Raw genomic sequence first — 21,458 nt, forward strand, 5'->3', positions numbered from 1 at the left:
AAGCGCGGAGACTAAAGTGAGCTGGAAGCGCCAAGCCAGCGCTCGCCCCCAGAGAAACGAAAACGCCCCGCTGGTGGGCAGCGGGGCGTCCGGTCGGGCGCGGCAGATGGCAGCCCCGGCCCCGACTGATAGCGCCCTAAGACCGCATCCCGGCGCAAAGAGCAAGCCGGGAAACATCTTTTGCGCTCACAAGGCCGAGGGCAGCGCCACGCCCAGAGTTTCGGCGGCGGCGCGCACGCGGGTCCAGACCTCGTCCGGCAGGGCGATGCCCTCGGTCCGGCTGCGGTCCAGCATCCGCGCCGCGCGGTCGCCGGGGATGCGAACGGCATCAAATCCGGGCGCGGGACGGCTGGCGCGGCAGGCGGCGTTCAACGCCTCGACCTCGCGCACGAACGGATCGGCCCCGGCAAAGGCCGCCGGATCCATGATCTGCAGGAAGACGTTGCCGCCCCAGCGCGTCACGTCTTCGGACCGGCCATGCCCGGACAGCGCCTGCGTCAGCATCTCTACCGTCAGCGCCATGGCATAGCCCTTGTGGCCGTGATCCGCGCCGCCCACCGGCAGGATCGTGCCCTTCGGGGTCTGGTTGACCACGGTGGGATCGGTGGTGGCATTGCCCTGCGCATCCAGCATCCATGGATGCGCAAACTGCGTGCCGCTGTTGATATGCTCGCGCACCTTCGACACCGTGGTGATGGAGGCGCAGGTGTCGATCAGCACCGGGTGATCGGCGGCGGGATAGCCCACCGCCCACGGGTTCGGGGTCAGCACCGCATCGGTGCCGCCAAAAGGCGCGACCCAGCGCCCCGACGGATCGGAGGTGGAGATCATGCAGATCAGCCCCTGCGCGGCGGCGATCCGGGTCAGCGTGGACAGGCAGCCGATGTGATGGCTGCGCCGGATCGACAGGCAGACCACGCCAAGCTCGCGGGCGCGGTCCATGCAGACCTCCAGCGCCTGCTGCATGATCCAGTGACCGGGCAGATAGTTGCCATCCCAGACCAGCGTCGCGCCGCGATCCGACACCACCTCATGCACGCCGTCGCGGGTCATGTTCCCCGAGGCAAGCTCCGGCAGGTAATAGGGCACCATGGACAGGCCATGCGTGGTGACGCCCAGCTCGTCGGTGCGCACCAGCAGTTCGGCCACCACCTCGGCCTTGTCGGCGGCAAGCCCGCCCTTGCTCAGCATGTCCTGCGCCAGCGTCTTGAGCGCCTCGCGGGCGTAACGGTCTGTCATCGGGGTCTCCTCCTCCCGTCGGTCATGAGCGGGGCGGCCCGCAGGCCGCCCCGGATATGTGGATCAGTCCGCGAAGGTCAGATGCACTTTCACGGCGCGGCTGCGGTCGCCCGCCACCTTGAAGGCGGCATCGGCCTCCTCCAGCGGATAGGCGCCGGTGATCATCGGACGCACGTCGACGCGGCGCGTGGAAATCGCCTCTGCCGCCGCCTCGAAATCCTCGCGCAGGAAGCGCTGCGTGCCCTGCCACGACAGTTCCTTGCCCACCAGCATGCTCAGCGGGATGGTGGCGCTGCCGCCGGTGCCGACCTGCACCAGCGTCCCCTGCGGACGCAGCGCCGCGATGGCCGAAGCGATGGCGGGCGAGGCTGCCGAACAGTCGAAGGCCACGTCGAAATAGCCCTTGCCCTCGGTGAAGCGGGCAAAGCGGTCGGCCTGACTACCGGTGTTGATCACCTCGGTCGCGCCCATTTCGGCGGCTTTCGACAGCGGGAAATCCTGCAGGTCGGTCACCACCACCTCTGCCGCGCCATTGGCGGCGGCGATGGCGGCGCAGAGCACGCCGATGGGGCCGGATCCGGTGACCAGCACGCGCTTGCCTTCGGTGCCGCCGGACATGGCATGGGCATGGGTGCAGACCGCCAGCGGTTCGGAACAGGCGGCCTCGGCCAGCGACACCTCGCGGCTGACCTTCACCGCCTGCGCGGCATCGACCACGATGCGGTCGCGGAACAGTCCCTGTTCATGCGGGAACCGCATGGCGGATCCGGAAAAGCGCATGTTCAGGCAATGGGTCGGCAGGCCCTTTTCGCAGTATTCGCAGGTTCCGCAGGGGCGCGACGGGTTGATCGCCACCGGATCGCCGGGGGCGACATGGCTGACGCCCGCCCCCACCGCCAGCACCCGGCCCGAGGCTTCATGACCAAGGATGATCGGTTCCTTGACCACGATGGGGCCAAAGCCGCCATGCTGGTAATAATGCAGATCCGATCCGCAGATGCCGCCTGCGGCCACGGCCAGCAGCACCTCGCCGGGGCCGGGTTCGGCCACGGCAAGCGTTTCGATCCGGATGTCTTCCTGCTTCAGCAGGCGGCAGACGCGCGTGTCCATAGTCAGGTCTCTCTCCCTCAGGGCATCAGGGTGTTGGGCAGCCATGTGGCCAGTGCGGGGATATAGGACACCAGCAGCAGCACAAGGATGTTCGTCAGCAGGAAGGGCACGATGGCCACCACCACCGGCGCCAGCGGCAGCCGGGCGATGCCCGCGCAGACGAACAGGCACACCCCCACCGGCGGCGTGGTCAGGCCGATCATCAGGTTCAGCACCGCGAAGGTGGCAAAATGCAGCGGGTCGATCCCCACCGCCTCCGCCAGCGACAGAAGCGGCACGAACAGGATGATAAGCGCCGCGATGGTTTCCATGAACATGCCGACAAACAGCAGCAGCAGGTTGATGATGAGGATCACCAGAAACTTGTTGTCGGTGATGCCCAGAACCCCGTCCGCGATGGCCTGCGGGATGCGTTCCGACACGAGGATCCAGCCAAAGACATTGGCAAAGCCCACCAGCGCCAGAATGCCCGCCGCCGAAACCGCGCTTTCGATGATGATGCCCGGCAGCGCGCGCAGGCGCAGTTCGCGGTAGATCAGCACCCCCACCAGCAGCGCATAGACGCTGGCGACCACGGCGGTTTCGGTCGGTGTCGACAGGCCCGACAGCAGGCCGTAAACGATGAGGAAGGTCATGAACAGCGCCCAGAAGGCGCCGGCAAAGCTGCGCGCAACCTCGCCCCAGCCTGCCCATGCCTCGCGCGGGTGGTTGTTGCGGCGCGAAATCCAGTAGGCGGTGACCATCATGGCAAGCCCCATCAGGATCCCCGGCACCGCCCCCGCAAGGAACATCTTGCCCACGGAAATGCCCGACAGCGCGCCGACGATGATCATCGGCACCGAGGGCGGAATGATCGGCCCCACGGTGGACGAGGCCGCCGTGACCGCAGCGGAAAAGGCCGCCGGATAGCCCGCCTTTTTCATGCCGGGGATCATCACGCCGCCGATGGAGGCGGCATCCGCCACCGCCGTGCCGGTGATGCCGCCAAACAGCATGGAGGCCGCGATATTGGTCAGGCCCAGCCCGCCGCGCACCCAGCCGATCAGCGCCTGCGCGAAGCGGATGATGCGGTTGGTGATGCCGCCCTGATTCATCAGGTTGCCGGCAAGGATGAAGCCGGGAATGGACAGCAGCACGAACACGTCCATGCCCGCATACATCTTCTGCGGCATGACCACGGGCGGGATGCCCGACATCAGCAGATAGACCAGCGAGGACAGCCCCAGCGTGATCGCGACGGGAATCCCCACCACAAGGCCGCCCACAAAGACGGCAAACAGAATCCAGACTTCCATGGATCAGATCTCCGGCGCGTCGAGCGCTTTTTCGGGTTTGCCGTCTTCAGCGCCGGTCAGCATGGCGATCACCCGCAGCACGGCGAAAAGCGCCAGCAGCGCAAGGAACAGGAACACGGTGAAATGCACATAGCTCATCTTCAGCCCCAGCGCGGGCGAGCTTTGCATCTGCCCGATGGCGGTGAAGCGCCACGCATGCGGCAGCAGATACAGCGCAAGACCCGCCGTCGCCGCAGCCGAGATCAGCCGCAGGATCCACGGCAGCTTGCCGGGCAGGTTTTCCGAGATCACGTCGACATTGACCATGTCGCCGGTGCGCAGCGACAGGCCCGCACCAAAAGCCACCAGATAGAGCAGCGCGAAGCGGGTCAGTTCCTCGGACCAGACCGGCGAATTGCCCGTCGTGCGGCCCACCACCTGCACCAGCACCGCGATGATGAGAAGAAGAAAGGCCAGCCCAGCCCCGATCCGGGCAAGGACCACGATGGCCTGAATGATGCGCTCGGCTGCTTTCATGCTTTTGTCCTGCGGGTTGAAGAATGGGCCCGGTCCCGCGGGAGGCGCGGGGCCGGGCGGATCGACCTCGGCCGATCAGTTGTTGAACAGATCTTCCACGATGGGCTTGATCTCGTCGGACACGTTCGACAGCACGGCATCCTTGGCTTTCGCCTGGAAGGCGGCGGCGTCCACCTCGTGGAAGGTCATGCCGTTCTCTTCCAGCCATGCGCGGTCATCGGCCAGCGACTGCTCGAACAGGCCACGCTCGTAGTCCTGCGCGCGGGCGGCGGCTTCCATGACGGCGGCCTGATCTTCTTCGGACAGCTTCGCCCAGGTCAGTTCCGAAATGGTCAGGTAAATCCACGACCGGACGTGATCGGTCAGGTTCACATGGCTCTGCACTTCGTTGAAATTGGCCGACCGGATCAGCGCCAGCGGGTTTTCCTGTGCGTCGATGGTGCCGTTCTGCAGCGAGGTGAACACCTCGGAGAAGGCCATCGGGGTGGGCTGCGCGCCCAGCGACCGCCACACGTCCACGAAGAGCGGCACGTTGGGCACGCGCATCCGCAGGCCCTGCAGATCGTCGGGCGTGCTGATGGCGCGGTTGGCGGTCAGTTCACGCGCGCCGCGGGCGAAATAGGCGATGGGGCGGATCTGCGCGTTCTGCAGGATCTGCGCCTCGATCTGGTCGCCGATCTCGCCGCTGGCGACCTCGTCCATATGCTCCAGCGAGCGATAGGCATAGGGCACCGCCAGCAGGGCCGCCATGGGCGACCAGTTCTGCAGGCTTTCGCCGGTGATGGTCATGTCCACGGTGCCAAGCTGCATGCCGTTGATCAGGTCGATTTCCTTGCCCAGCGATTCGTTGGGATAGACCTCGACGGCGATGCGGCCATCGGTCAGCGCCGGCAGTTCTTCGCCGAACTTGACGGAGGCCTTGTGCCACGAGTTTTCCTCGTTGGCGAGGTGGCCAAGCTTCAGCGTGACCTCCTGTGCGACGGCGGGCACCGCCATCAGCACGGCGGTGGCGGCGGCAAGCGCGGATGTTTTCCAGGTCAGGGCCATGGGTCAGTCTCCTCCTTGGATGGGTACATTGACCGGAGCGGGGAGATCCCCCTCCGGCAGGTCGAAAAACTCGGGGTTCGCGGCCAGAATCTCCGGCAGATCGAACAGGATCTCGCGCATGTGGCGGCGGATCGCGCCTTCGGCCTCGGCGCAGTCGCCCTGGGCGATGCCCTCGACAATGGCGCTGTGCTGGGCGATCAGCTTGGCCATGGGAAAGCGGTGCAGCGACAGGAAGCGCACGCGGTCCATCTGGGATTTCAGCCCCTCGATCTGCTTCCACGCCCCGCCCTTGCCCGCCGCCTCGGCCAGCGTGCGGTGAAACCGCTCGTCCAGCGCGATGAACTCGTCGCGGTCCCGCTCGGCGGCACGTTCCTGCGCCACAAGCTGCGCGCGCAGCTCGGCCACCAGTGCGGCATCGGCGCGATGCGCGAGGATGGTGGAGATGTCGGCCTCGATCGCCTCGCGCAGGAAACGGGCGTCCATCACCGCCGAATAGGCGATGCGGGAAATCACCGTGCCCCGCTGCGGCAGGATCGCCACCAGCCCCTGCTCTGCCAGCTTGATGAAGGCTTCGCGCACCGGCTGGCGGCTGACATCCCAGCCGCGCGCGATCTCGGATTCAGAGATGCGGTTGCCGGGGCTCAGCTGGTTGCGGATGATGCGGTCGCGCAGGATGCGCGCGATCTGCGGGGCAATGGCCGAGGTGGGGTCCAGCGCATGGACCGGATCCTGATCCGTTTTCATGATTCCTCCCACCATGGCGCGTCGCTACCATACTTCCATACTAGTCAGCAATCCAGAATGCTGCTAATCCCGTTCCGAAACTCGACAGTGGGAGGACATGACGTGCAACAGACATGGCGCTGGTTCGGACCGAAGGATCTGGTCTCCATCGACGATGTGGTGCAGGCGGGCGCGACGGGGATCGTGTCGGCGCTGCACCATGTGCCCACCGGGGCGGTCTGGACCCCGGAAGCGATCGCGCAGCGGCAGGCCGAAGTGGGCCAGCTGTCTGATGGCAGCCCGTCCGGCATCGGCTGGGACGTGGTGGAAAGCCTGCCGGTGTCCGAAGACATCAAGAAGCAGCAGGGCGACTGGCGCGCGCATATCGACGCCTACCGCACCAGCCTGCGCCACCTTGCCGATGCCGGGATCGAAGTGATCTGCTACAACTTCATGCCGGTGCTGGACTGGACCCGCACCGATCTGGCATGGCGGCTGCGCAGCGGCGCCACCTGCATGCGCTTCGATCTGATCGACTTCGCGGTGTTCGACCTGCATGTGCTGCAGCGCCCCGGTGCCGCCGAAGATTACGATGACGCGCTGAAAGACGCAGCCGCCCGCCGCCTTGCCGAACTCAGCGACGCGGAGAAGGCGGCGCTGGCCAAAAACGTGGTGTTCGGCCTGCCCGGATCCGCCGAAAGCTTCACGCTGGACGACGTGCGCGCCCATCTGGCGCAATATGCCGCCATGACCGAGGACACGCTGCGCGGTCATCTGGTGGATTTCCTGTCCGAGGTCATCCCCACCTGCGAGGAACTTGGCCTGCGCATGTGCTGCCACCCCGACGATCCGCCCTTCCCGCTGCTGGGTCTGCCGCGCGTCATGTCGACCGAGGCGCATTACACCAAGCTGATGCAGGCGGTGGACCGTCCCGCCAACGGCATCACGCTGTGCTCCGGCTCGCTGGGGGCGCGGCCCGACAATGACCTGCCCGGCATGATGGAGCGGCTTGGCGACCGCGTGCATTTCCTGCACCTGCGCAACGTCACCCGCGAAGGCGACGGCATCCGCGGCTCGTTCTACGAGGCCGAGCATCTGGGCGGCGACACCGACATGGTGGCGCTGGTCGAAGCCGCGCTGCGCGAAGAGGCCCGCCGCCGTGCCGCGGGCCGCGCCGACTGGTCCATCCCGTTCCGCCCCGATCACGGGCAGGACATCCTTGACGATCTGGGCCGCCGCGCGCAGCCGGGCTACCCCTCCATCGGGCGGCTCAAGGGGCTCGCGGAACTGCGCGGCATCATCGCCGCCCTCGAACCGCGCATCGCGCGCGAAACGGCATGACCGCGCGCCTGTCCGCCACCTCCCCGCTGCCGGAGGCCGTCACGGCCCCCGGCTACGCCCCGCAGGCGCATGGCATGGGGATCGTGCATATCGGTCTGGGCGCCTTTCACAAGGCGCATCAGGCCGCCTATACCGAGGATGCGCTGGCGGCGGCGGGCGGCGACTGGCGTATCTTCGGCGTCAGCCTGCGCAGCCCCGACCCCGCTGCCGAGCTGACCCCGCAGGAGGGCCGCTATACCCTGATCGAACGCGGGGCAGAGGGCACAAGCGCCCGCGTGATCGGCGCCATTGCCCGCGCCGCCTGTCTGGCGGACGCGCGGGCAGAGATTACCGCCGCACTGGCCGATCCCGCCACCCGCATCGTGTCGCTGACCGTGACCGAAAAGGGCTATGGCATCGACCGCGCCACCGGCGGCATCGACCGCAGCCATCCCGCCATCGCCCATGATCTGGCCCATCCCGACGCGCCGCAGGGCGTGGCGGGGCTGCTGGTGCAGGCGCTGGCGGCGCGACGCGCGGCGGGCATCCCGGCCTTTACCGTGCTCTGCTGTGACAACCTGCCGGAAAACGGCCCGATGCTGCGCGGCTGGCTCACCGATTTCGCCCGCGCCGCCGCACCCGATCTCGCGGATCACATCGCGACCGAGGTGGCCTTTCCCGCCACCATGGTCGACCGCATCACCCCGGCCCGCACTGACGCGACGCTGGAGCTGGCGCGGCAGCTGACCGGGCTGGAAGATGCCGCCGCCGTCGAGACCGAAACCTTCCGGCAATGGGTGATCGAGGATCACTTCCCCACCGGGCGCCCGGCATGGGAAGCGGGCGGCGCGATCTTTGCCGCCGATGTCCGCCCGTTCGAGGACATGAAGCTGCGGATGCTCAACGGCGCGCATTCCATGCTGGCCTATGCGGGGTTTCTGGCCGGGCACGAGTTCGTGCGCGACGTGATGGGCGATGCCGCGCTGGCGCGGCTGGTGGCCCGGCATCTGGAGGCTGCCGCCGCCACGCTTGCCCCGCTGGACGGTGTGGATTTTGCCGCCTATGCCACGGCGCTGACCACGCGTTTCGCCAATCCGCATCTGGCCCATGCCACCTACCAGATCGCCATGGACGGCACCGAAAAGCTGCCGCAGCGCATCCTTGCGCCTGCGCTGCTGGCACAGGCGCAGGGCCAGCCGCTTGACGCCTTCGCTTTCGCCACGGCTGCATGGATGCGTTACACGCTGGGGCGCCACGATGACGGCACGGCCTATGCCCTGCGCGACCCGCGCGAGGCTATGCTGACCAAGGCCGTGTCGGGCGCCGACGGGGCGGAGGCCGTGGCAGGCGCGCTGTTTGCGCTGCCGGGGCTGGTGCCCGCCGCTCTGGCGCAGGATGCCACGTTCCGCACCGCCGTCATCACCCGGCTGGACCGGATGCTGCGCGACGGCATGCCCGCCGCCATCGCGGCAGAAGCCGCCTGAGCCCAAAGGGGCCCGCCAAGCGGGCCCCTTACCACCTCAGCTGCGGATATGATGCAGCTGGGTGAACTCCTGCCGCCATGCCGCCACTTCGGGGGCAAGCTGCTCCGGCACCTCGCTGCGCAGCGCGGCGGCGATCAGCCCGGCCAGACGCGGCATGTGATCGGGCGTCATGCCCCAGCGCACCAGTTCCGGCGTGCCAAGCCGCAGCCCGTTCACATCCCCCGCCACGGGCGGGCGCGGCAGGCCGATGCCGCAGGCCAGCATCCCGGCCCGGCGAAGCAGATGCGAGGCCGCCTGCCCGCCGCCCCAGACCTCTGCCTCCAGCGCGAACTGATGCGAGGCGGTGATGCCGCGCGTGGTGCGGAACACCGGCAGGCCCTCTGCCTCCAGCGCCTCGGCCAGCACCTGCGCGGTATCGACCATGGCCCGCGCATAGCCCGCGCCGCAGTCGCGCCAGTCCAGCAGCGACAGCGCCAGCGCCGCCGATTTCGCCACGTCGAAATTCGCGGTCAGGCCGGGATAGGCGATGGCATCCAGCCGCTGCGCCAGCCCGTCATCATTGGTCACGATCAGCCCGCCCGCAGGCCCGCCAAGGCTTTTATAGGTGCTCATGGTCATCAGATGCGCGCCCTCGGCCAGCGGATCGGCAAAGATCCCGCCCGCGATCATGCCGCATTGATGCGCCGCGTCGAACAGCACCTTTGCCCCCACCTCGTCGGCGATGGCGCGGATCTCTGCCACCGGATGCGGGAACAGGTTGAGGCTCATGCCGATGGTGATGAGCTTGGGCCGCACCCGCTGCGCGAGCGTCCGCAGGCCTTCAAGATCAAGACCATAACCATCGGCAGCCACCGGCGCCTCATGCGTGGTCAGCCCGTAAAGCCCGGCACAGCCCGCCGCGTGATGGGTCACATGCCCGCCCACCGAAGCCGGCGGCGCGATGATCGCGTCGCCGGGTTTCGTGGTCGCCATGAAGGCGTAAAGATTGGCCAGCGCGCCCGAGCCCACGCGGATTTCGGCATGTTTCGCATGGAAGATCTCGCAGGCCAGCTGGGCGGCGATCACCTCGATCTCTTCGATCGCCTCCAGCCCCATCTCGTATTTCTCGCCCGGATGGCCCAGCGAGGGGCGCGAGCCCAGACCGCAGGCCAGCAGCGCCTCGGCGCGCGGGTTCATCACATTGGTCGCGGGGTTGAGGTTGAAACAGGCGCGTTCGTGGATCTGGCGGTTGTCCGCGACAAGCTGGTGCAGCCGCGCGTCCAGCCCCGCGCTGTCCTGCGGCAGCGCCTCCTGAAGCGTCGTGATGCGGGCGGCGGCGGCGGGCGATAGCCAAGGCTGGGCGGGATGAACGGTCATGACGGGCTCCTGTGCGACTGTCGCCGATCATCGCGCCGCTGCCCCTTTGCCACAACCAAGCTTTCCTGAAATATAGGGTCAGAAAATCTGAGCCTCGAATGCCCGTCGCGCCGCCCTTCCCTCGCCTGCCCTCGCTGAACGCGCTGCGCGCCTTTGAAGCCGCAGCGCGGCTGGGAGGATTCGCGCAGGCGGCAGAGGAGCTTCAGGTCAGCCCCGGCGCGGTGGCCGCCCAGATCAAGGCGCTGGAGCAGGATCTGGGTGCGCCGCTGTTCGACCGGCACGCGCGCGGCGTGCGGCTGACCGCCTTGGGCCAGCGCGCCCTGCCGGAATTTGTCGCGGCCTTTGACGGGCTGGCGGCGGCGATGCGCGGGCTGCGCCACGACGCGGCCCCGGCGCGGGTGCATGTGGCCGCCCTGCCCGCGCTGGCACAGCTGTGGCTTGGCCCGCGCCTGCCCGCGCTGCGGGCGCGGCTGCCGGGCGTCGACGTGTCGGTGACGGCGCTGGAACAGCCGCCCAACCTCAAACGCGTGCCCTTTGACCTGTGCCTGTTCTACACCCGCGAGCTGCCGCCCGGCGCCGTGGATCTGGGCGCGGATCAGATCCTGCCGGTCTGCACCCCCGATCTGGCGCGTAGCCTCAGCACCCCCGCCGATCTGCGCCATGCGGTCTGCCTGACCGATGCCACATGGTCCGAAGACTGGGCCCACTGGGCCGCCATCGCCGCACCGGGTCTGGATCTGAGCCCGCGGGGGCCGGTGTTTTCGCTTTATGCGCTGGCGCTGCAGGAGACGCTTCAGGGCGCGGGGGTGCTGATGGCGCATGGCGCGCTGGTGGCGCAGCATCTGGCCAGCGGCGCTCTGGTGGCGCCCTTTGCCGCACGGGTGACGCTGCCCCGCCACCTTGCGCTGTGGTCCCTGCCAGAGGCGCGGCGCAATCCGCGCATGGCACAGGTCATGGCGGCGCTGAAACATCTGGCCTGACCCCGCCCGCCCCGGAACGGCAAAAGGCCCCGCACGCGGCGGGGCCTTGAGATCTGTCAGGATCTGCCGGTCAGAGGTTGGGCTGCTTCGGATCCAGCCCGATATGCGTGCCCACGGCCACCATGTCCTGCAGCAGCTTCGCGGCCTCGGCCACGCGGCCCGGCTCGTTGCCGGTATCCGCCGCTTTCAGCGACAGGTAGGACTCGTGTGCCTCCTGCACCAGCGCCTCGTAGGTGGCCTGATCCATGTCGGCATGCGGCACGGCTTTTTCCGCCAGAACCGTCACGCTGGCGCCGATCTCGGCGAAGCCGCCGGTCACGACGAATTCCTGCGTGCCCTTCTCGGTCTCGACCTTGAGGATGCCCGGACGCAGGGTGGTGATCATCGGCGCATGCATGGGCATCGCCGTCAGATCGCCCTCGGCCCCCGGGATCGACACCGCCGTGACCTGCGCCGACATCAGGCTGCGCTCGGGGCTCACCAGATCGAATTGCATCGTTTCAGCCATTTGGGCCTCCGGTTATGGGGGGCACGAGGCCCCCCGGGTCGTTACGCGATCAGGCGGCTTCGGCAGCCATCTTCTCGGCCTTGGCCAGCACGTCGGCGATGCCGCCCACCATGTAGAAGGCCGCTTCGGGCAGGTGGTCGTATTCGCCAGCCACAACCGCCTTGAACGACGAGATCGTGTCTTCCAGCGGCACCTGAATGCCGTCGGCGCCGGTGAACACCTTTGCCACGTCGAAGGGCTGCGACAGGAACCGCTGGATCTTGCGCGCGCGCGAGACGGTCAGCTTGTCCTCTTCGGACAGTTCGTCCATCCCGAGGATGGCGATGATGTCCTGCAGCGACTTGTAACGCTGCAGGATGCCCTGCACGTCACGTGCGACCTGATAGTGCTCTTCACCGATCACCGCCGGGTCAAGCAGACGCGACGAGCTGTCGAGCGGGTCCACAGCCGGGTAGATGCCAAGCTCCGAGATGGAGCGCGACAGAACCGTGGTCGCGTCGAGGTGGGCGAAGGTGGTGGCGGGCGCCGGGTCGGTAAGGTCGTCCGCGGGAACGTAGACGGCCTGAATCGAGGTGATCGACCCGTTCTTGGTGGAGGTGATGCGTTCCTGCATCGCGCCCATGTCGGTGGCCAGCGTCGGCTGGTAGCCCACGGCGGAAGGGATCCGGCCCAGCAGAGCCGACACTTCCGAGCCTGCCTGCGTGAAGCGGAAGATGTTGTCCACGAAGAACAGAACGTCGGTGCCGGACTGGTCGCGGAACTGCTCGGCCAGCGTCAGGCCGGTCAGCGCCACGCGGGCACGCGCGCCCGGAGGCTCGTTCATCTGACCGTAAACAAGCGCCACCTGCGACTCCGACAGGTTGTCGGGCTTGATGACGTTCGATTCGATCATCTCGTGGTAAAGGTCGTTACCCTCACGGGTCCGCTCGCCCACACCGGCGAACACGGAATAGCCCGAGTGCACCTTGGCGATGTTGTTGATCAGTTCCATGATCAGAACGGTCTTGCCCACACCGGCGCCGCCGAACAGGCCGATCTTGCCGCCCTTGGAATAGGGGGCCAGCAGGTCGATGACCTTGATCCCGGTGACCAGCACTTCCGATTCCGTCGACTGGTCGTCGAACATCGGCGCGGGCTGGTGGATGGACCGGTATTCGTCGGCATTGACCGGGCCCTGCTCGTCCACGGGCTCGCCCACGACGTTCAGGATGCGGCCCAGCGTCGCGTTGCCCACGGGCACGGAAATCGGGCCGCCGGTGTCGGTCACGGGCTGACCGCGGACCAGACCTTCGGTGGAGTCCATCGCGATGGTGCGCACGGTGGATTCGCCAAGGTGCTGCGCCACTTCCAGAACCAGTTTACGGCCGTCATTCTCGGTGGTCAGGGCGTTCAGAATCTCGGGCAGGTGGCCGTCGAACTGAACGTCGACCACGGCGCCGATGACCTGGGTCACTTTGCCATTTGCGTTTGCCATTTATCGTCTCCGGTTCTTAGAGCGCCTCGGCGCCCGAGATGATTTCGATGAGTTCGTTGGTGATGACCGCCTGCCGCGACCGGTTATATTCGATCGTCAGCCGGTCGATCATGTCGCCCGCGTTGCGCGTGGCGTTGTCCATGGCGCTCATCCGAGCCCCCTGTTCCGAAGCGGCGTTCTCCAGCAGAGCCGAGAAGATCTGGGTTGCGACACCACGGGGCAGAAGGTCGGCAAGGATGGCTTCCTCGCCGGGTTCGTAGTCATAGAGCGTGGACTCGCCCGCGTCCTCGACAGTTTCGAACTTGGCGGGGACGATCTGCTGCGCGGTCGGCGTCTGGGAGATCACCGACTGGAATTTCGCGTAGAAGATCGTGGCGACGTCGAACTCGCCCGCGTCGAAACGGGCCAGCACGTCCTTGGCGACGGACTGCGCCTCGGCATAGCCGAGCTTCTTCACCTCGCTCAGGTCGACATGGCCGACAAACAGGTTGCCATAATCCCGCTTGAGCTGTTCGCGGCCTTTCTTGCCGACGGTGAGAATCTTCACCGTCTTGCCTGCCGCGCGCAGCTTTTCCACATGGATGCGGGTCAGCTTCACGATGGAGCTGTTGAAGCCCCCGCAGAGCCCGCGTTCCGCAGTCATGACGACGAGCAGATGCACGTCGTCCTTGCCGGTTCCTGCCAGCAGTTTCGGGGCGGTCGAGCTGCCCGCCACCGACCCGGCCAGCGCACCCAACACCTTGTTGAAACGCTCGGTGTAGGGCCGCGACATTTCGGCAGCATCCTGGGCCCGCCGCAGTTTTGCGGCGGCCACCATCTGCATGGCCTTCGTGATCTTCCGGGTCGATTTGACCGAGGAGATCCGGTTCTTGAGGTCCTTTAGGCTAGGCATGATCCCGTCCTTTCAGGCCGCTCAGGCGTAGGTTGCGGCGAATTCGTCGAGCGCAGCCTTGAGCTTGTCAGCGGGTTCGCCTTTGATCTTCGGATCCGAAGTTTCGATCCAGTCGAGGATGTCCTTGCGCTGGCCGCGCAGAAACGCCAGCAGCGCTGCTTCGTATTTCGCCACTTCGCGGACCGGAACGCTGTCCAGATAGCCGTTGGTGCCTGCGAAGATGATGCAGACGATTTCGGCGTTGGTCAGCGGCGAATACTGCGGCTGCTTCATCAGTTCTGTCAGACGCGCGCCACGGTTCAGCAGCTTCTGCGTCGCCGCGTCGAGGTCGGAGCCGAACTGGGCGAAGGCCGCCATTTCGCGATACTGCGCAAGGCTCAGCTTCACCGGACCCGCCACCGAGGACATCGCCTTGGTCTGCGCCGAGGAGCCCACGCGGGACACCGACAGACCTGTGTTCACCGCAGGACGCACGCCCTGGAAGAACAGTTCGGTTTCAAGGAAGATCTGGCCGTCGGTGATCGAGATCACGTTGGTCGGAATGAAGGCCGACACGTCGCCGCCCTGCGTTTCGATGATCGGCAGCGCGGTCAGCGAGCCTGCGCCGTGATCTTCGTTCAGCTTGGCCGAGCGCTCCAGCAGGCGCGAGTGGAGATAGAACACGTCCCCCGGATAGGCTTCACGGCCCGGCGGACGGCGCAGCAGCAGCGACATCTGGCGGTAGGCCACGGCCTGCTTGGAGAGGTCATCATAGATGATCAGCGCGTGCTTGCCGTTGTCGCGGAAATATTCCGCCATGGCGGTCGCGGCATAGGGCGCAAGGAACTGCATCGGCGCGGGGTCCGACGCGGTGGCGGCCACGACGATCGAATAATCGATGGCGCCGGTGGCTTCCAGACGCTTCACCAGCTGGGCCACGGTGGACCGCTTCTGGCCGATCGCGACATAGACGCAGTAAAGCTTCTTGCTTTCGTCGTCGCCTGCGGCGTCGTTATAGGACTTCTGGTTCAGGATGGCGTCGAGCGCGATGGCGGTCTTGCCGGTCTGACGGTCGCCAATGATCAGTTCGCGCTGGCCGCGACCGATCGGAATCATCGCGTCCACGGCCTTCAGGCCGGTCGCCATGGGCTCGTGCACCGATTTCCGCGGGATGATGCCCGGCGCCTTCACGTCCGCCACGCGGCGTTCGGTGGTGGCGATGGGGCCCTTGCCGTCGATCGGGTTGCCCAGACCATCGACAACGCGGCCCAGCAGGGCTTCGCCTGCGGGCACGTCCACGATGGAGTTGGTGCGCTTGACGACATCGCCTTCTTTGATGTCGCGGTCGGAGCCGAAGATCACGACGCCGACGTTGTCGGTTTCGAGGTTCAGCGCCATCCCCATGATGCCGCCGGGAAACTCCACCATCTCGCCGGCCTTCACGCTGTCGAGACCATGGACCCGGGCAATCCCGTCACCGACGGAAAGCACACGACCCACTTCGGCGACTTCGGCCTCCTGACCGAAGTTCTTGATCTGCTCCTTTAGGATCGCAGAAATCTCGGCTGCTTGGATACCCATTTATCCGACCTCTTTCATTGCATTCTGGAGAGAGTTGAGCTTCGCGCGGATCGAGGTGTCGATCATCTTCGAGCCCACCTTAACAACGAGACCGCCAATGAGGCCTTCATCCACGGTCGATTTGATCTTCACGTCCGAGCCGATCCGGGCCGTCAGCGTCTCGGCAAGCTGGCTCCGCTGTTCGGGGCTCAGTTCCACTGCCGAAATCACCTCTGCGGTCACTTCGCCCTTCTCTGCCGCGATCATCTCGCGCAGCTTGCGCAGCACATGCGGCAGCACAAAGAGGCGGCGTTTGGCAGCCATGACGCCAAGCGCGTTCTGCATCACCGGGATCAGGTCCATGCGGGCCGCGACAGCGCCCATGGCCTGCCCCTGATCCGCACGCGTATAGATCGGAGACGCGATCAGATCGCGCAGGTCGGCACTGTCATCAAGCGCGGCGCTGAGGTCGGCGATGCTGCCTTCCAGCGCTTCGAGCTGGGAATTCTCTTTGGCGATCCCGAAGATCGCCGTGGCATAGCGTGCCGCGATGCCGCTGGAGATCGAAGCTGGTTCAGACACGTCCACCCTTCCGATATGAGGCCCCCGCGACGCGCGGGTGAGCCGGCGTCCGGAGGCGTTGTCCCTGCCCTGATGCCTTCAAGGCGTCGAAATCAGGGCCGATCTAGCAGAGCCTCCCTTCCCTCGCAACATACTAACGGCGTTTTAAGACTCATGTCACAGGCGCTTTTTGCACCCTGTGCAGCCCTTGGGCAGGCCCGACCCCGCCAGCGGTATGGAAATACTCTTTTTTTCGTGATCTCCGCACTGCGGGGCGCGACGTGGTGCCGCGCCCCGCGTTAGCGCGAACCCCGGTTTTGGCGGGTTAACACATTCGGAAAAAAGAAAACTCGCACCCCTCTGCGCCCGGTTCCGGCGGTGCGGCGAATCCGGTGCGGGTCAGACCACCTTCGGCTTCGATCCGGAGCCCGGCGCCAGCACGCCCAGCGGATTCGGCACCCGCACTTTCTGGCCCAGCCCGGTGCGCTGCGGCGGATGCCGCTTCGAGGCGCGCACGATCAGCACGCCGCCCGCCATCACCGCCGGAATGGCCCGCCCGATGCGTTCCCATGCCGGCGCGGTCTTCATCCAGAACCGCCGGGTCGAGGGCGGCTGATAGAGCACGGAGGCATTGGCCATGCGCAGGAAATCATGCTGCTTCAGCTGGGTGTCGAGCTGGCTCAGCGAATAGGGACGGCCATAGCCGAACGGCGTGGCATCGGACCGCGCCCAGAGCCCCGAGCGGTTGGGCACGATGAACAGCACCTCGCCCCCCGGCCCCAGCACGCGGTAACATTCGTCCAGCAGATCCGACGCGCTGTCGGTCGTCTCCAGCCCGTGCATGACCACCAGCCGGTCGACATGCCCGGTTTCCAGCGGCCAGCGCGTTTCCTCCACCAGCACCGACACCGAAGGCAGGCCCGCAGGCCATGGCATCACCCCCTGCGGTCCGGGCATCAGCGCGATCACCCGCCGCGCCTGCGACAGGTAGGGCCGCAGCAACGGGGCCGCAAAGCCGTATCCCGCTACGGTCTGGCCCTGCGCTTCGGGCCAGAATCGCAGCACCTGATCGCGCACGGCGCGCTGCGCGGCGCGCCCAAGCGCACTGCGGTAGTAAAAATCGCGCAGGGTCTGAACATCCAGATGCATTGCGGCTCCGCGCCCCTTCCGTCAAGCTGAGTGCAGTCTGGCAAAGCCGAGAAGGAAAAGTAAATGCCTATGGAAATCGTCACCGTCCCCTGCCTAGACGACAATTATGCCTATCTGGTGAAAGGCCCCGACGGAGTCTGCCTGATTGACGCACCCGACGCGCCCCCGATCGAGGCCGCTCTGGACGCGCGGGGCTGGGGGCTGGATACGATTCTGGTCACGCATCACCACTGGGATCACGTCGACGGCATCGAGCCGCTGCGCGCCCGCTATGGCTGCCGCGTGATCGGCCCCGCCGCCGAAGCGGACAAGATTCCGCCCATGGATCAGGCAGTTCGCGGCGAAGACAGTCTGCAGGTGGCGGGACTCGCGGTCAGGGTGATCGACGTCCCCGGCCATACGCTGGGCCATGTGGCGTTCTACATGCCGGAGGCGGAGGCCGTGTTCACCGCCGACAGCCTGATGGCGCTTGGCTGCGGTCGGCTGTTCGAGGGCACGCCCGCCATGATGTGGGACAGCCTGCAGCGGCTGGCCGCCCTGCCGCCCGAAACAATTGTTTATTCCGGACACGAATACACCACATCAAATGCGAAATTTGCTTTGACCATTGAACCAGACAGCGCCACGCTTAAATCTCGGGTCGACGCCATCGCCAAAGCCCGGACAGAGGGACGCCCCACCGCCGCCTGCATGCTGTCCGAGGAACTGGCCACCAACCCCTTCTTGCGCCCGCACGTTCCCGCCATCCGGGCGGGGCTCGGAATGACCAAGGCCACCGATGCCGAGGTTTTTGCCGAAATACGTGCCAGGAAGGACCGCTTCTGAGCCGCCGCTTTTCACGCCACGTTGCGGACCTCGCGGCAAATGTGAGCGGCGCGCCCCCAGAAAACACTTGAAGGATGGTCGGTATCGACCAAACTTTAACCGCAAGAGGCAAAGTTGGGCGCAGGTCCGACGCAGACAGGAAGGAGCACGCCGTGCCTTCATTCTCTAACACTCTGGAGCAGGCAATCCATTCGGCGCTGGCGCTGGCCAACTCGCGCAGCCACGAATTCGCGACCCTCGAACACCTGCTGCTGGCACTGGTGGACGAGCCCGACGCCACCCGTGTCATGAAGGCCTGTTCCGTCGACACCGAGGAACTGCGCACCACGCTGGTGGAATTCATCGACGAAGATCTGTCGAACCTCGTCACCGATGTCGAGGGTTCCGAAGCCGTGCCGACCGCCGCCTTCCAGCGGGTGATCCAGCGCGCCGCCATCCATGTGCAAAGCTCCGGCCGGACCGAGGTGACGGGCGCCAACGTGCTGGTCGCCATCTTTGCCGAACGCGAAAGCAATGCCGCCTATTTCCTGCAGGAGCAGGACATGACCCGCTACGACGCGGTCAATTTCATCGCGCATGGCGTGGCCAAGAACCCCGCCTATGGCGAGAGCCGCCCGGTCACCGGCGCGCAGGAGTCGGAGGAAGAAACGAAAGCCGAGACCGCACAGGCCGCCGACAACAAGGAATCGGCTCTGGCCAAATATTGCGTCGATCTGAACGCGAAGTCCCGCAAGGGCGACGTGGATCCGTTGATCGGGCGCCATTCCGAGGTGGAACGCTGCATTCAGGTGCTGTGCCGCCGTCGCAAGAACAATCCGCTGCTGGTGGGTGACCCCGGCGTCGGCAAGACCGCCATCGCGGAAGGTCTGGCGCGCAAGATCGTCAACGGCGACACCCCCGAGGTGCTGTCCAAGACCACGATCTATTCGCTGGACATGGGCGCCCTTCTGGCGGGCACCCGCTATCGCGGCGATTTCGAAGAGCGGCTGAAAGCCGTGGTCAACGAGCTGGAAGAACATCCCGACGCGGTGCTGTTCATCGACGAGATCCACACGGTGATCGGCGCGGGCGCCACCTCCGGCGGGGCAATGGATGCCTCCAACCTGCTGAAACCTGCCCTGCAGGGCGGCAAGCTGCGCACCATGGGCTCCACCACCTACAAGGAGTTCCGCCAGCACTTCGAAAAGGACCGCGCACTGTCGCGCCGGTTCCAGAAGATCGACGTGAACGAGCCGTCGGTGGAAGACACGGTGAAAATCCTCAAGGGTCTCAAGCCCTATTTCGAGGACCATCACCACGTCAAATACACCGCTGACGCGATCAAATCGGCGGTGGAACTGTCCGCGCGCTACATCAACGACCGCAAGCTGCCCGACAAGGCGATCGACGTGATCGACGAGGCGGGGGCGGCGCAGCATCTTGTCGCCGAAAGCAAGCGGCGCAAGACCATCGGTGCCAAGGAGATCGAGGATGTGGTCGCCAAGATCGCCCGCATCCCGCCGAAGAACGTCAGCAAGAACGATGCCGAGGTTCTGAAGGATCTGGAGGCGACGCTGAAGCGCGTGGTCTTTGGTCAGGACGACGCCATCGTGGCGCTGTCCTCGGCGATCAAGCTGGCGCGGGCCGGCCTGCGCGAGCCGGAAAAGCCCATCGGCAACTACCTGTTCGCGGGGCCGACCGGCGTTGGCAAGACCGAAGTGGCCAAACAGCTGGCCTCGTCGCTTGGGGTGGAACTGCTGCGCTTCGACATGTCGGAATACATGGAGAAACACGCGGTCAGCCGTCTGATCGGCGCGCCTCCGGGCTATGTCGGCTTTGATCAGGGCGGGCAGCTGACCGATGGCGTTGACCAGCATCCGCATTGCGTGCTGCTGCTCGACGAGATCGAGAAGGCGCATCCGGATGTGTTCAACATCCTGCTGCAGGTGATGGACCACGGCACGCTCACCGACCATAACGGCCGGTCGGTGGATTTCCGTAACGTGATCCTGATCATGACCTCGAACGCGGGGGCGGCGGACATGGCCAAGGCCGCCATCGGCTTTGGCCGCGAACGGCGCGAGGGCGAGGATACGGCGGCGATCGAACGGACGTTCACGCCGGAATTCCGCAACCGTCTGGACGCGGTGATCAGCTTCCAGCCGCTGCCGAAGCAGGTGATCCTGTCCGTGGTCGAAAAGTTCGTGCTTCAGCTTGAAGCGCAGCTGATGGACCGCAACGTGACCATCGAACTGACCAAGCCCGCCGCCGAATGGCTCGCGGACCGGGGGTATGACGACAAGATGGGGGCCCGCCCGCTGGGCCGCGTGATTCAGGAGCACATCAAGAAGCCGCTGGCCGAAGAACTGCTGTTCGGCAAGCTCACCAAGGGCGGTCTGGTCAAGGTCACCGTCAAGGATGGCGAACTGGTGCTGAAGACCGAAGGCCCGGACAAGCTGCGGCTGTCATCGCGCAAGCCGCCGCTGCTGACCGCCGACTGATCCACCATGCGCGCCGCCGCACTGGTTCTGATGCTCTCCGCCGCGCCCGTCGCGGCGGAGAGTTTTGTTTTGCACTGGCCGCTCGACTGCACGCTGGGGCAGGACTGTTTCATCGAGGATTATGTCGATGACGACCCCGCGCCGGGGCAGCAGCGCGACTTTGCCTGCGGCCTCAATTCCCGCGACGCGCATAAAGGCACCGATCTGGCGCTGATTTCCTTCGACCTGATGGAACGGGGCGTGGCGGTGCGGGCGGCGGCCCCCGGCACGGTGCTGCGCCTGCGCGACAGCATGGCCGATGACCGGCTGATGACCGGGGTCACCGACCAGAACGCCTGCGGCAATGCGGTGCTGATCGACCATGGCGACGGCTGGCAGACGCTGTCCTGCCACATGAAGCGCGGCTCGGTCGCCGTCACCCCCGGCCAGACCGTCGCAACCGGCGACCTGCTGGGCGAGGTGGGGCTGTCGGGCCAGACCAACCACCCGCATCTGCATCTGACCGTGCTGCATAACGGCACCGAGGTGGATCCCTTCGCCCCCGATGCCGCCCTGCCCTGCGGCCCGCAGGAGGTGACGCTCTGGGCCGATCCGCCGCCCTATACCGCCACCGGGCTGGTCACGGCAGGGTTTTCCGCCAAGGTGCCGGACCTGGCCGAGGTCACCTCGGGCACCGCGCGGCGCGACAGCCTTGGTGCCACCGAACCGCTGGTGGTCTATGGCCATGTCGGCCATGGCGAACCCGGCGACGTGCTGGTGCTGTCGGCGCGCGGACCCGATGGTGCGGAGGTGTTTCGCGAACGGATGGTGCTGGAGGATCCGCAGGTCAGCCTGATGCGCGCATTTGGCCGCAAGGCGCCGCCGCAGGGCTGGGCCATGGGCGACTATCTGGGCGAGGCGCTGCTGACCCGCGACGGTGTGGTGATCGCCCATCGCCACGCCCATGTGACGGTGCGCTGA

19 protein-coding genes are annotated in these 21,458 nt (G+C 66.3%); 6 read left to right on the forward strand and 13 right to left on the reverse strand.

Annotated features, from left to right (window positions below; all coding sequences use genetic code 11):
• Window positions 1–186: 186 nt before the first annotated feature.
• The 6 genes from BLR51_RS00100 to BLR51_RS00125 form a co-directional block, all read right to left on the reverse strand.
• Window positions 187–1,239 (reverse strand): Ldh family oxidoreductase, encoded by a 1,053-nt coding sequence (locus BLR51_RS00100; protein WP_089841793.1) that lies wholly within the window; start codon window positions 1,237–1,239, stop codon window positions 187–189.
• Between the two features lie 63 nt (window positions 1,240–1,302).
• Window positions 1,303–2,349, reverse strand: coding sequence for an L-idonate 5-dehydrogenase (locus tag BLR51_RS00105; protein ID WP_089841798.1), 1,047 nt, complete (start codon window positions 2,347–2,349; stop codon window positions 1,303–1,305).
• Between the two features lie 17 nt (window positions 2,350–2,366).
• Window positions 2,367–3,644, reverse strand: coding sequence for a TRAP transporter large permease (locus BLR51_RS00110; RefSeq protein ID WP_089841801.1), 1,278 nt, complete (start codon window positions 3,642–3,644; stop codon window positions 2,367–2,369).
• Between the two features lie 3 nt (window positions 3,645–3,647).
• Window positions 3,648–4,160, reverse strand: a complete 513-nt coding sequence (locus BLR51_RS00115) for a TRAP transporter small permease (RefSeq protein ID WP_089841804.1) — start codon at window positions 4,158–4,160, stop codon at window positions 3,648–3,650.
• A 75-nt stretch (window positions 4,161–4,235) separates the two neighbouring features.
• On the reverse strand, window positions 4,236–5,207 hold the full coding sequence (locus BLR51_RS00120) for a TRAP transporter substrate-binding protein (protein ID WP_089841807.1): 972 nt from the start codon (window positions 5,205–5,207) through the stop codon (window positions 4,236–4,238).
• 3 nt (window positions 5,208–5,210) lie between these two features.
• Window positions 5,211–5,951 carry a GntR family transcriptional regulator gene (locus BLR51_RS00125; protein WP_089841810.1) on the reverse strand — a complete coding sequence of 247 codons (741 nt, stop codon included), beginning with the start codon at window positions 5,949–5,951 and terminating at the stop codon, window positions 5,211–5,213.
• 102 nt (window positions 5,952–6,053) lie between these two features.
• Between BLR51_RS00125 and uxuA the strand changes: the two genes are divergently transcribed.
• Complete coding sequence (gene uxuA / locus BLR51_RS00130) at window positions 6,054–7,271, forward strand: mannonate dehydratase (protein WP_089841813.1); 1,218 nt, start codon at window positions 6,054–6,056, stop codon at window positions 7,269–7,271.
• Window positions 7,268–8,734, forward strand: a complete 1,467-nt coding sequence (locus tag BLR51_RS00135) for a mannitol dehydrogenase family protein (RefSeq protein WP_089841816.1) — start codon at window positions 7,268–7,270, stop codon at window positions 8,732–8,734. The genes uxuA and BLR51_RS00135 overlap by 4 nt, the downstream gene beginning before the upstream one ends.
• Before the next feature lie 36 nt (window positions 8,735–8,770).
• Here BLR51_RS00135 and glyA read toward each other — a convergent pair whose 3' ends face one another.
• Window positions 8,771–10,090: a serine hydroxymethyltransferase gene (gene glyA, locus BLR51_RS00140; RefSeq protein WP_089841819.1), complete on the reverse strand. Its 1,320-nt coding sequence runs from the start codon at window positions 10,088–10,090 to the stop codon at window positions 8,771–8,773.
• Window positions 10,091–10,188: 98 nt separating this feature from the next.
• Between glyA and BLR51_RS00145 the strand changes: the two genes are divergently transcribed.
• Complete coding sequence (locus BLR51_RS00145; protein WP_089841823.1) at window positions 10,189–11,070, forward strand: LysR family transcriptional regulator; 882 nt, start codon at window positions 10,189–10,191, stop codon at window positions 11,068–11,070.
• 70 nt (window positions 11,071–11,140) lie between these two features.
• Here the strand turns inward: BLR51_RS00145 and BLR51_RS00150 are convergent, their stop codons facing one another.
• The 6 genes from BLR51_RS00150 to BLR51_RS00175 form a co-directional block, all read right to left on the reverse strand.
• Window positions 11,141–11,578 carry a F0F1 ATP synthase subunit epsilon gene (locus BLR51_RS00150; protein WP_089841826.1) on the reverse strand — a complete coding sequence of 146 codons (438 nt, stop codon included), beginning with the start codon at window positions 11,576–11,578 and terminating at the stop codon, window positions 11,141–11,143.
• 49 nt (window positions 11,579–11,627) lie between these two features.
• On the reverse strand, window positions 11,628–13,052 hold the full coding sequence (atpD, locus tag BLR51_RS00155) for a F0F1 ATP synthase subunit beta (RefSeq protein WP_089841829.1): 1,425 nt from the start codon (window positions 13,050–13,052) through the stop codon (window positions 11,628–11,630).
• 16 nt (window positions 13,053–13,068) lie between these two features.
• Window positions 13,069–13,944, reverse strand: coding sequence for a F0F1 ATP synthase subunit gamma (locus BLR51_RS00160; RefSeq protein WP_089841833.1), 876 nt, complete (start codon window positions 13,942–13,944; stop codon window positions 13,069–13,071).
• Window positions 13,945–13,965: 21 nt separating this feature from the next.
• A complete protein-coding gene (gene atpA / locus BLR51_RS00165) occupies window positions 13,966–15,504 on the reverse strand; it encodes a F0F1 ATP synthase subunit alpha (protein ID WP_089841837.1) in 1,539 nt (512 codons plus the stop codon).
• Entirely contained in the window at window positions 15,505–16,071 is a 567-nt protein-coding gene (locus BLR51_RS00170; RefSeq protein WP_089841841.1) for a F0F1 ATP synthase subunit delta, read from the reverse strand.
• Window positions 16,072–16,443: 372 nt separating this feature from the next.
• Entirely contained in the window at window positions 16,444–17,193 is a 750-nt protein-coding gene (locus BLR51_RS00175) for a methyltransferase domain-containing protein (RefSeq protein WP_089841844.1), read from the reverse strand.
• A gap of 69 nt (window positions 17,194–17,262) precedes the next feature.
• Between BLR51_RS00175 and gloB the strand changes: the two genes are divergently transcribed.
• The 3 genes from gloB to BLR51_RS00190 all read left to right on the forward strand — a co-directional run bounded on the left by gloB (window position 17,263) and on the right by BLR51_RS00190 (window position 21,458).
• Window positions 17,263–18,018, forward strand: coding sequence for a hydroxyacylglutathione hydrolase (gloB, locus tag BLR51_RS00180; protein WP_089841846.1), 756 nt, complete (start codon window positions 17,263–17,265; stop codon window positions 18,016–18,018).
• Window positions 18,019–18,170: 152 nt separating this feature from the next.
• Window positions 18,171–20,498: an ATP-dependent Clp protease ATP-binding subunit ClpA gene (clpA, locus tag BLR51_RS00185; RefSeq protein WP_089841849.1), complete on the forward strand. Its 2,328-nt coding sequence runs from the start codon at window positions 18,171–18,173 to the stop codon at window positions 20,496–20,498.
• Between the two features lie 6 nt (window positions 20,499–20,504).
• Window positions 20,505–21,458, forward strand: coding sequence for a M23 family metallopeptidase (locus BLR51_RS00190; RefSeq protein ID WP_089841853.1), 954 nt, complete (start codon window positions 20,505–20,507; stop codon window positions 21,456–21,458).

It is taken from the genome of Salipiger marinus, assembly GCF_900100085.1.
GTDB classification, from domain to species: Bacteria; Pseudomonadota; Alphaproteobacteria; order Rhodobacterales; family Rhodobacteraceae; genus Salipiger; species Salipiger marinus.

Coding starts and splice junctions, on each gene's coding strand:
- BLR51_RS00100 (WP_089841793.1), bottom strand. CDS start 1,239: ATGACAGACCGTTACGCCCGCGAGGCGCTCAAGACGCTGGCGCAGGAC.
- BLR51_RS00105 (WP_089841798.1), bottom strand. CDS start 2,349: ATGGACACGCGCGTCTGCCGCCTGCTGAAGCAGGAAGACATCCGGATC.
- BLR51_RS00110 (WP_089841801.1), bottom strand. CDS start 3,644: ATGGAAGTCTGGATTCTGTTTGCCGTCTTTGTGGGCGGCCTTGTGGTG.
- BLR51_RS00115 (WP_089841804.1), bottom strand. CDS start 4,160: ATGAAAGCAGCCGAGCGCATCATTCAGGCCATCGTGGTCCTTGCCCGG.
- BLR51_RS00120 (WP_089841807.1), bottom strand. CDS start 5,207: ATGGCCCTGACCTGGAAAACATCCGCGCTTGCCGCCGCCACCGCCGTG.
- BLR51_RS00125 (WP_089841810.1), bottom strand. CDS start 5,951: ATGAAAACGGATCAGGATCCGGTCCATGCGCTGGACCCCACCTCGGCC.
- BLR51_RS00135 (WP_089841816.1), top strand. CDS start 7,268: ATGACCGCGCGCCTGTCCGCCACCTCCCCGCTGCCGGAGGCCGTCACG.
- glyA (WP_089841819.1), bottom strand. CDS start 10,090: ATGACCGTTCATCCCGCCCAGCCTTGGCTATCGCCCGCCGCCGCCGCC.
- BLR51_RS00145 (WP_089841823.1), top strand. CDS start 10,189: ATGCCCGTCGCGCCGCCCTTCCCTCGCCTGCCCTCGCTGAACGCGCTG.
- BLR51_RS00150 (WP_089841826.1), bottom strand. CDS start 11,578: ATGGCTGAAACGATGCAATTCGATCTGGTGAGCCCCGAGCGCAGCCTG.
- atpD (WP_089841829.1), bottom strand. CDS start 13,052: ATGGCAAACGCAAATGGCAAAGTGACCCAGGTCATCGGCGCCGTGGTC.
- BLR51_RS00160 (WP_089841833.1), bottom strand. CDS start 13,944: ATGCCTAGCCTAAAGGACCTCAAGAACCGGATCTCCTCGGTCAAATCG.
- atpA (WP_089841837.1), bottom strand. CDS start 15,504: ATGGGTATCCAAGCAGCCGAGATTTCTGCGATCCTAAAGGAGCAGATC.
- BLR51_RS00175 (WP_089841844.1), bottom strand. CDS start 17,193: ATGCATCTGGATGTTCAGACCCTGCGCGATTTTTACTACCGCAGTGCG.
- gloB (WP_089841846.1), top strand. CDS start 17,263: ATGGAAATCGTCACCGTCCCCTGCCTAGACGACAATTATGCCTATCTG.
- BLR51_RS00190 (WP_089841853.1), top strand. CDS start 20,505: ATGCGCGCCGCCGCACTGGTTCTGATGCTCTCCGCCGCGCCCGTCGCG.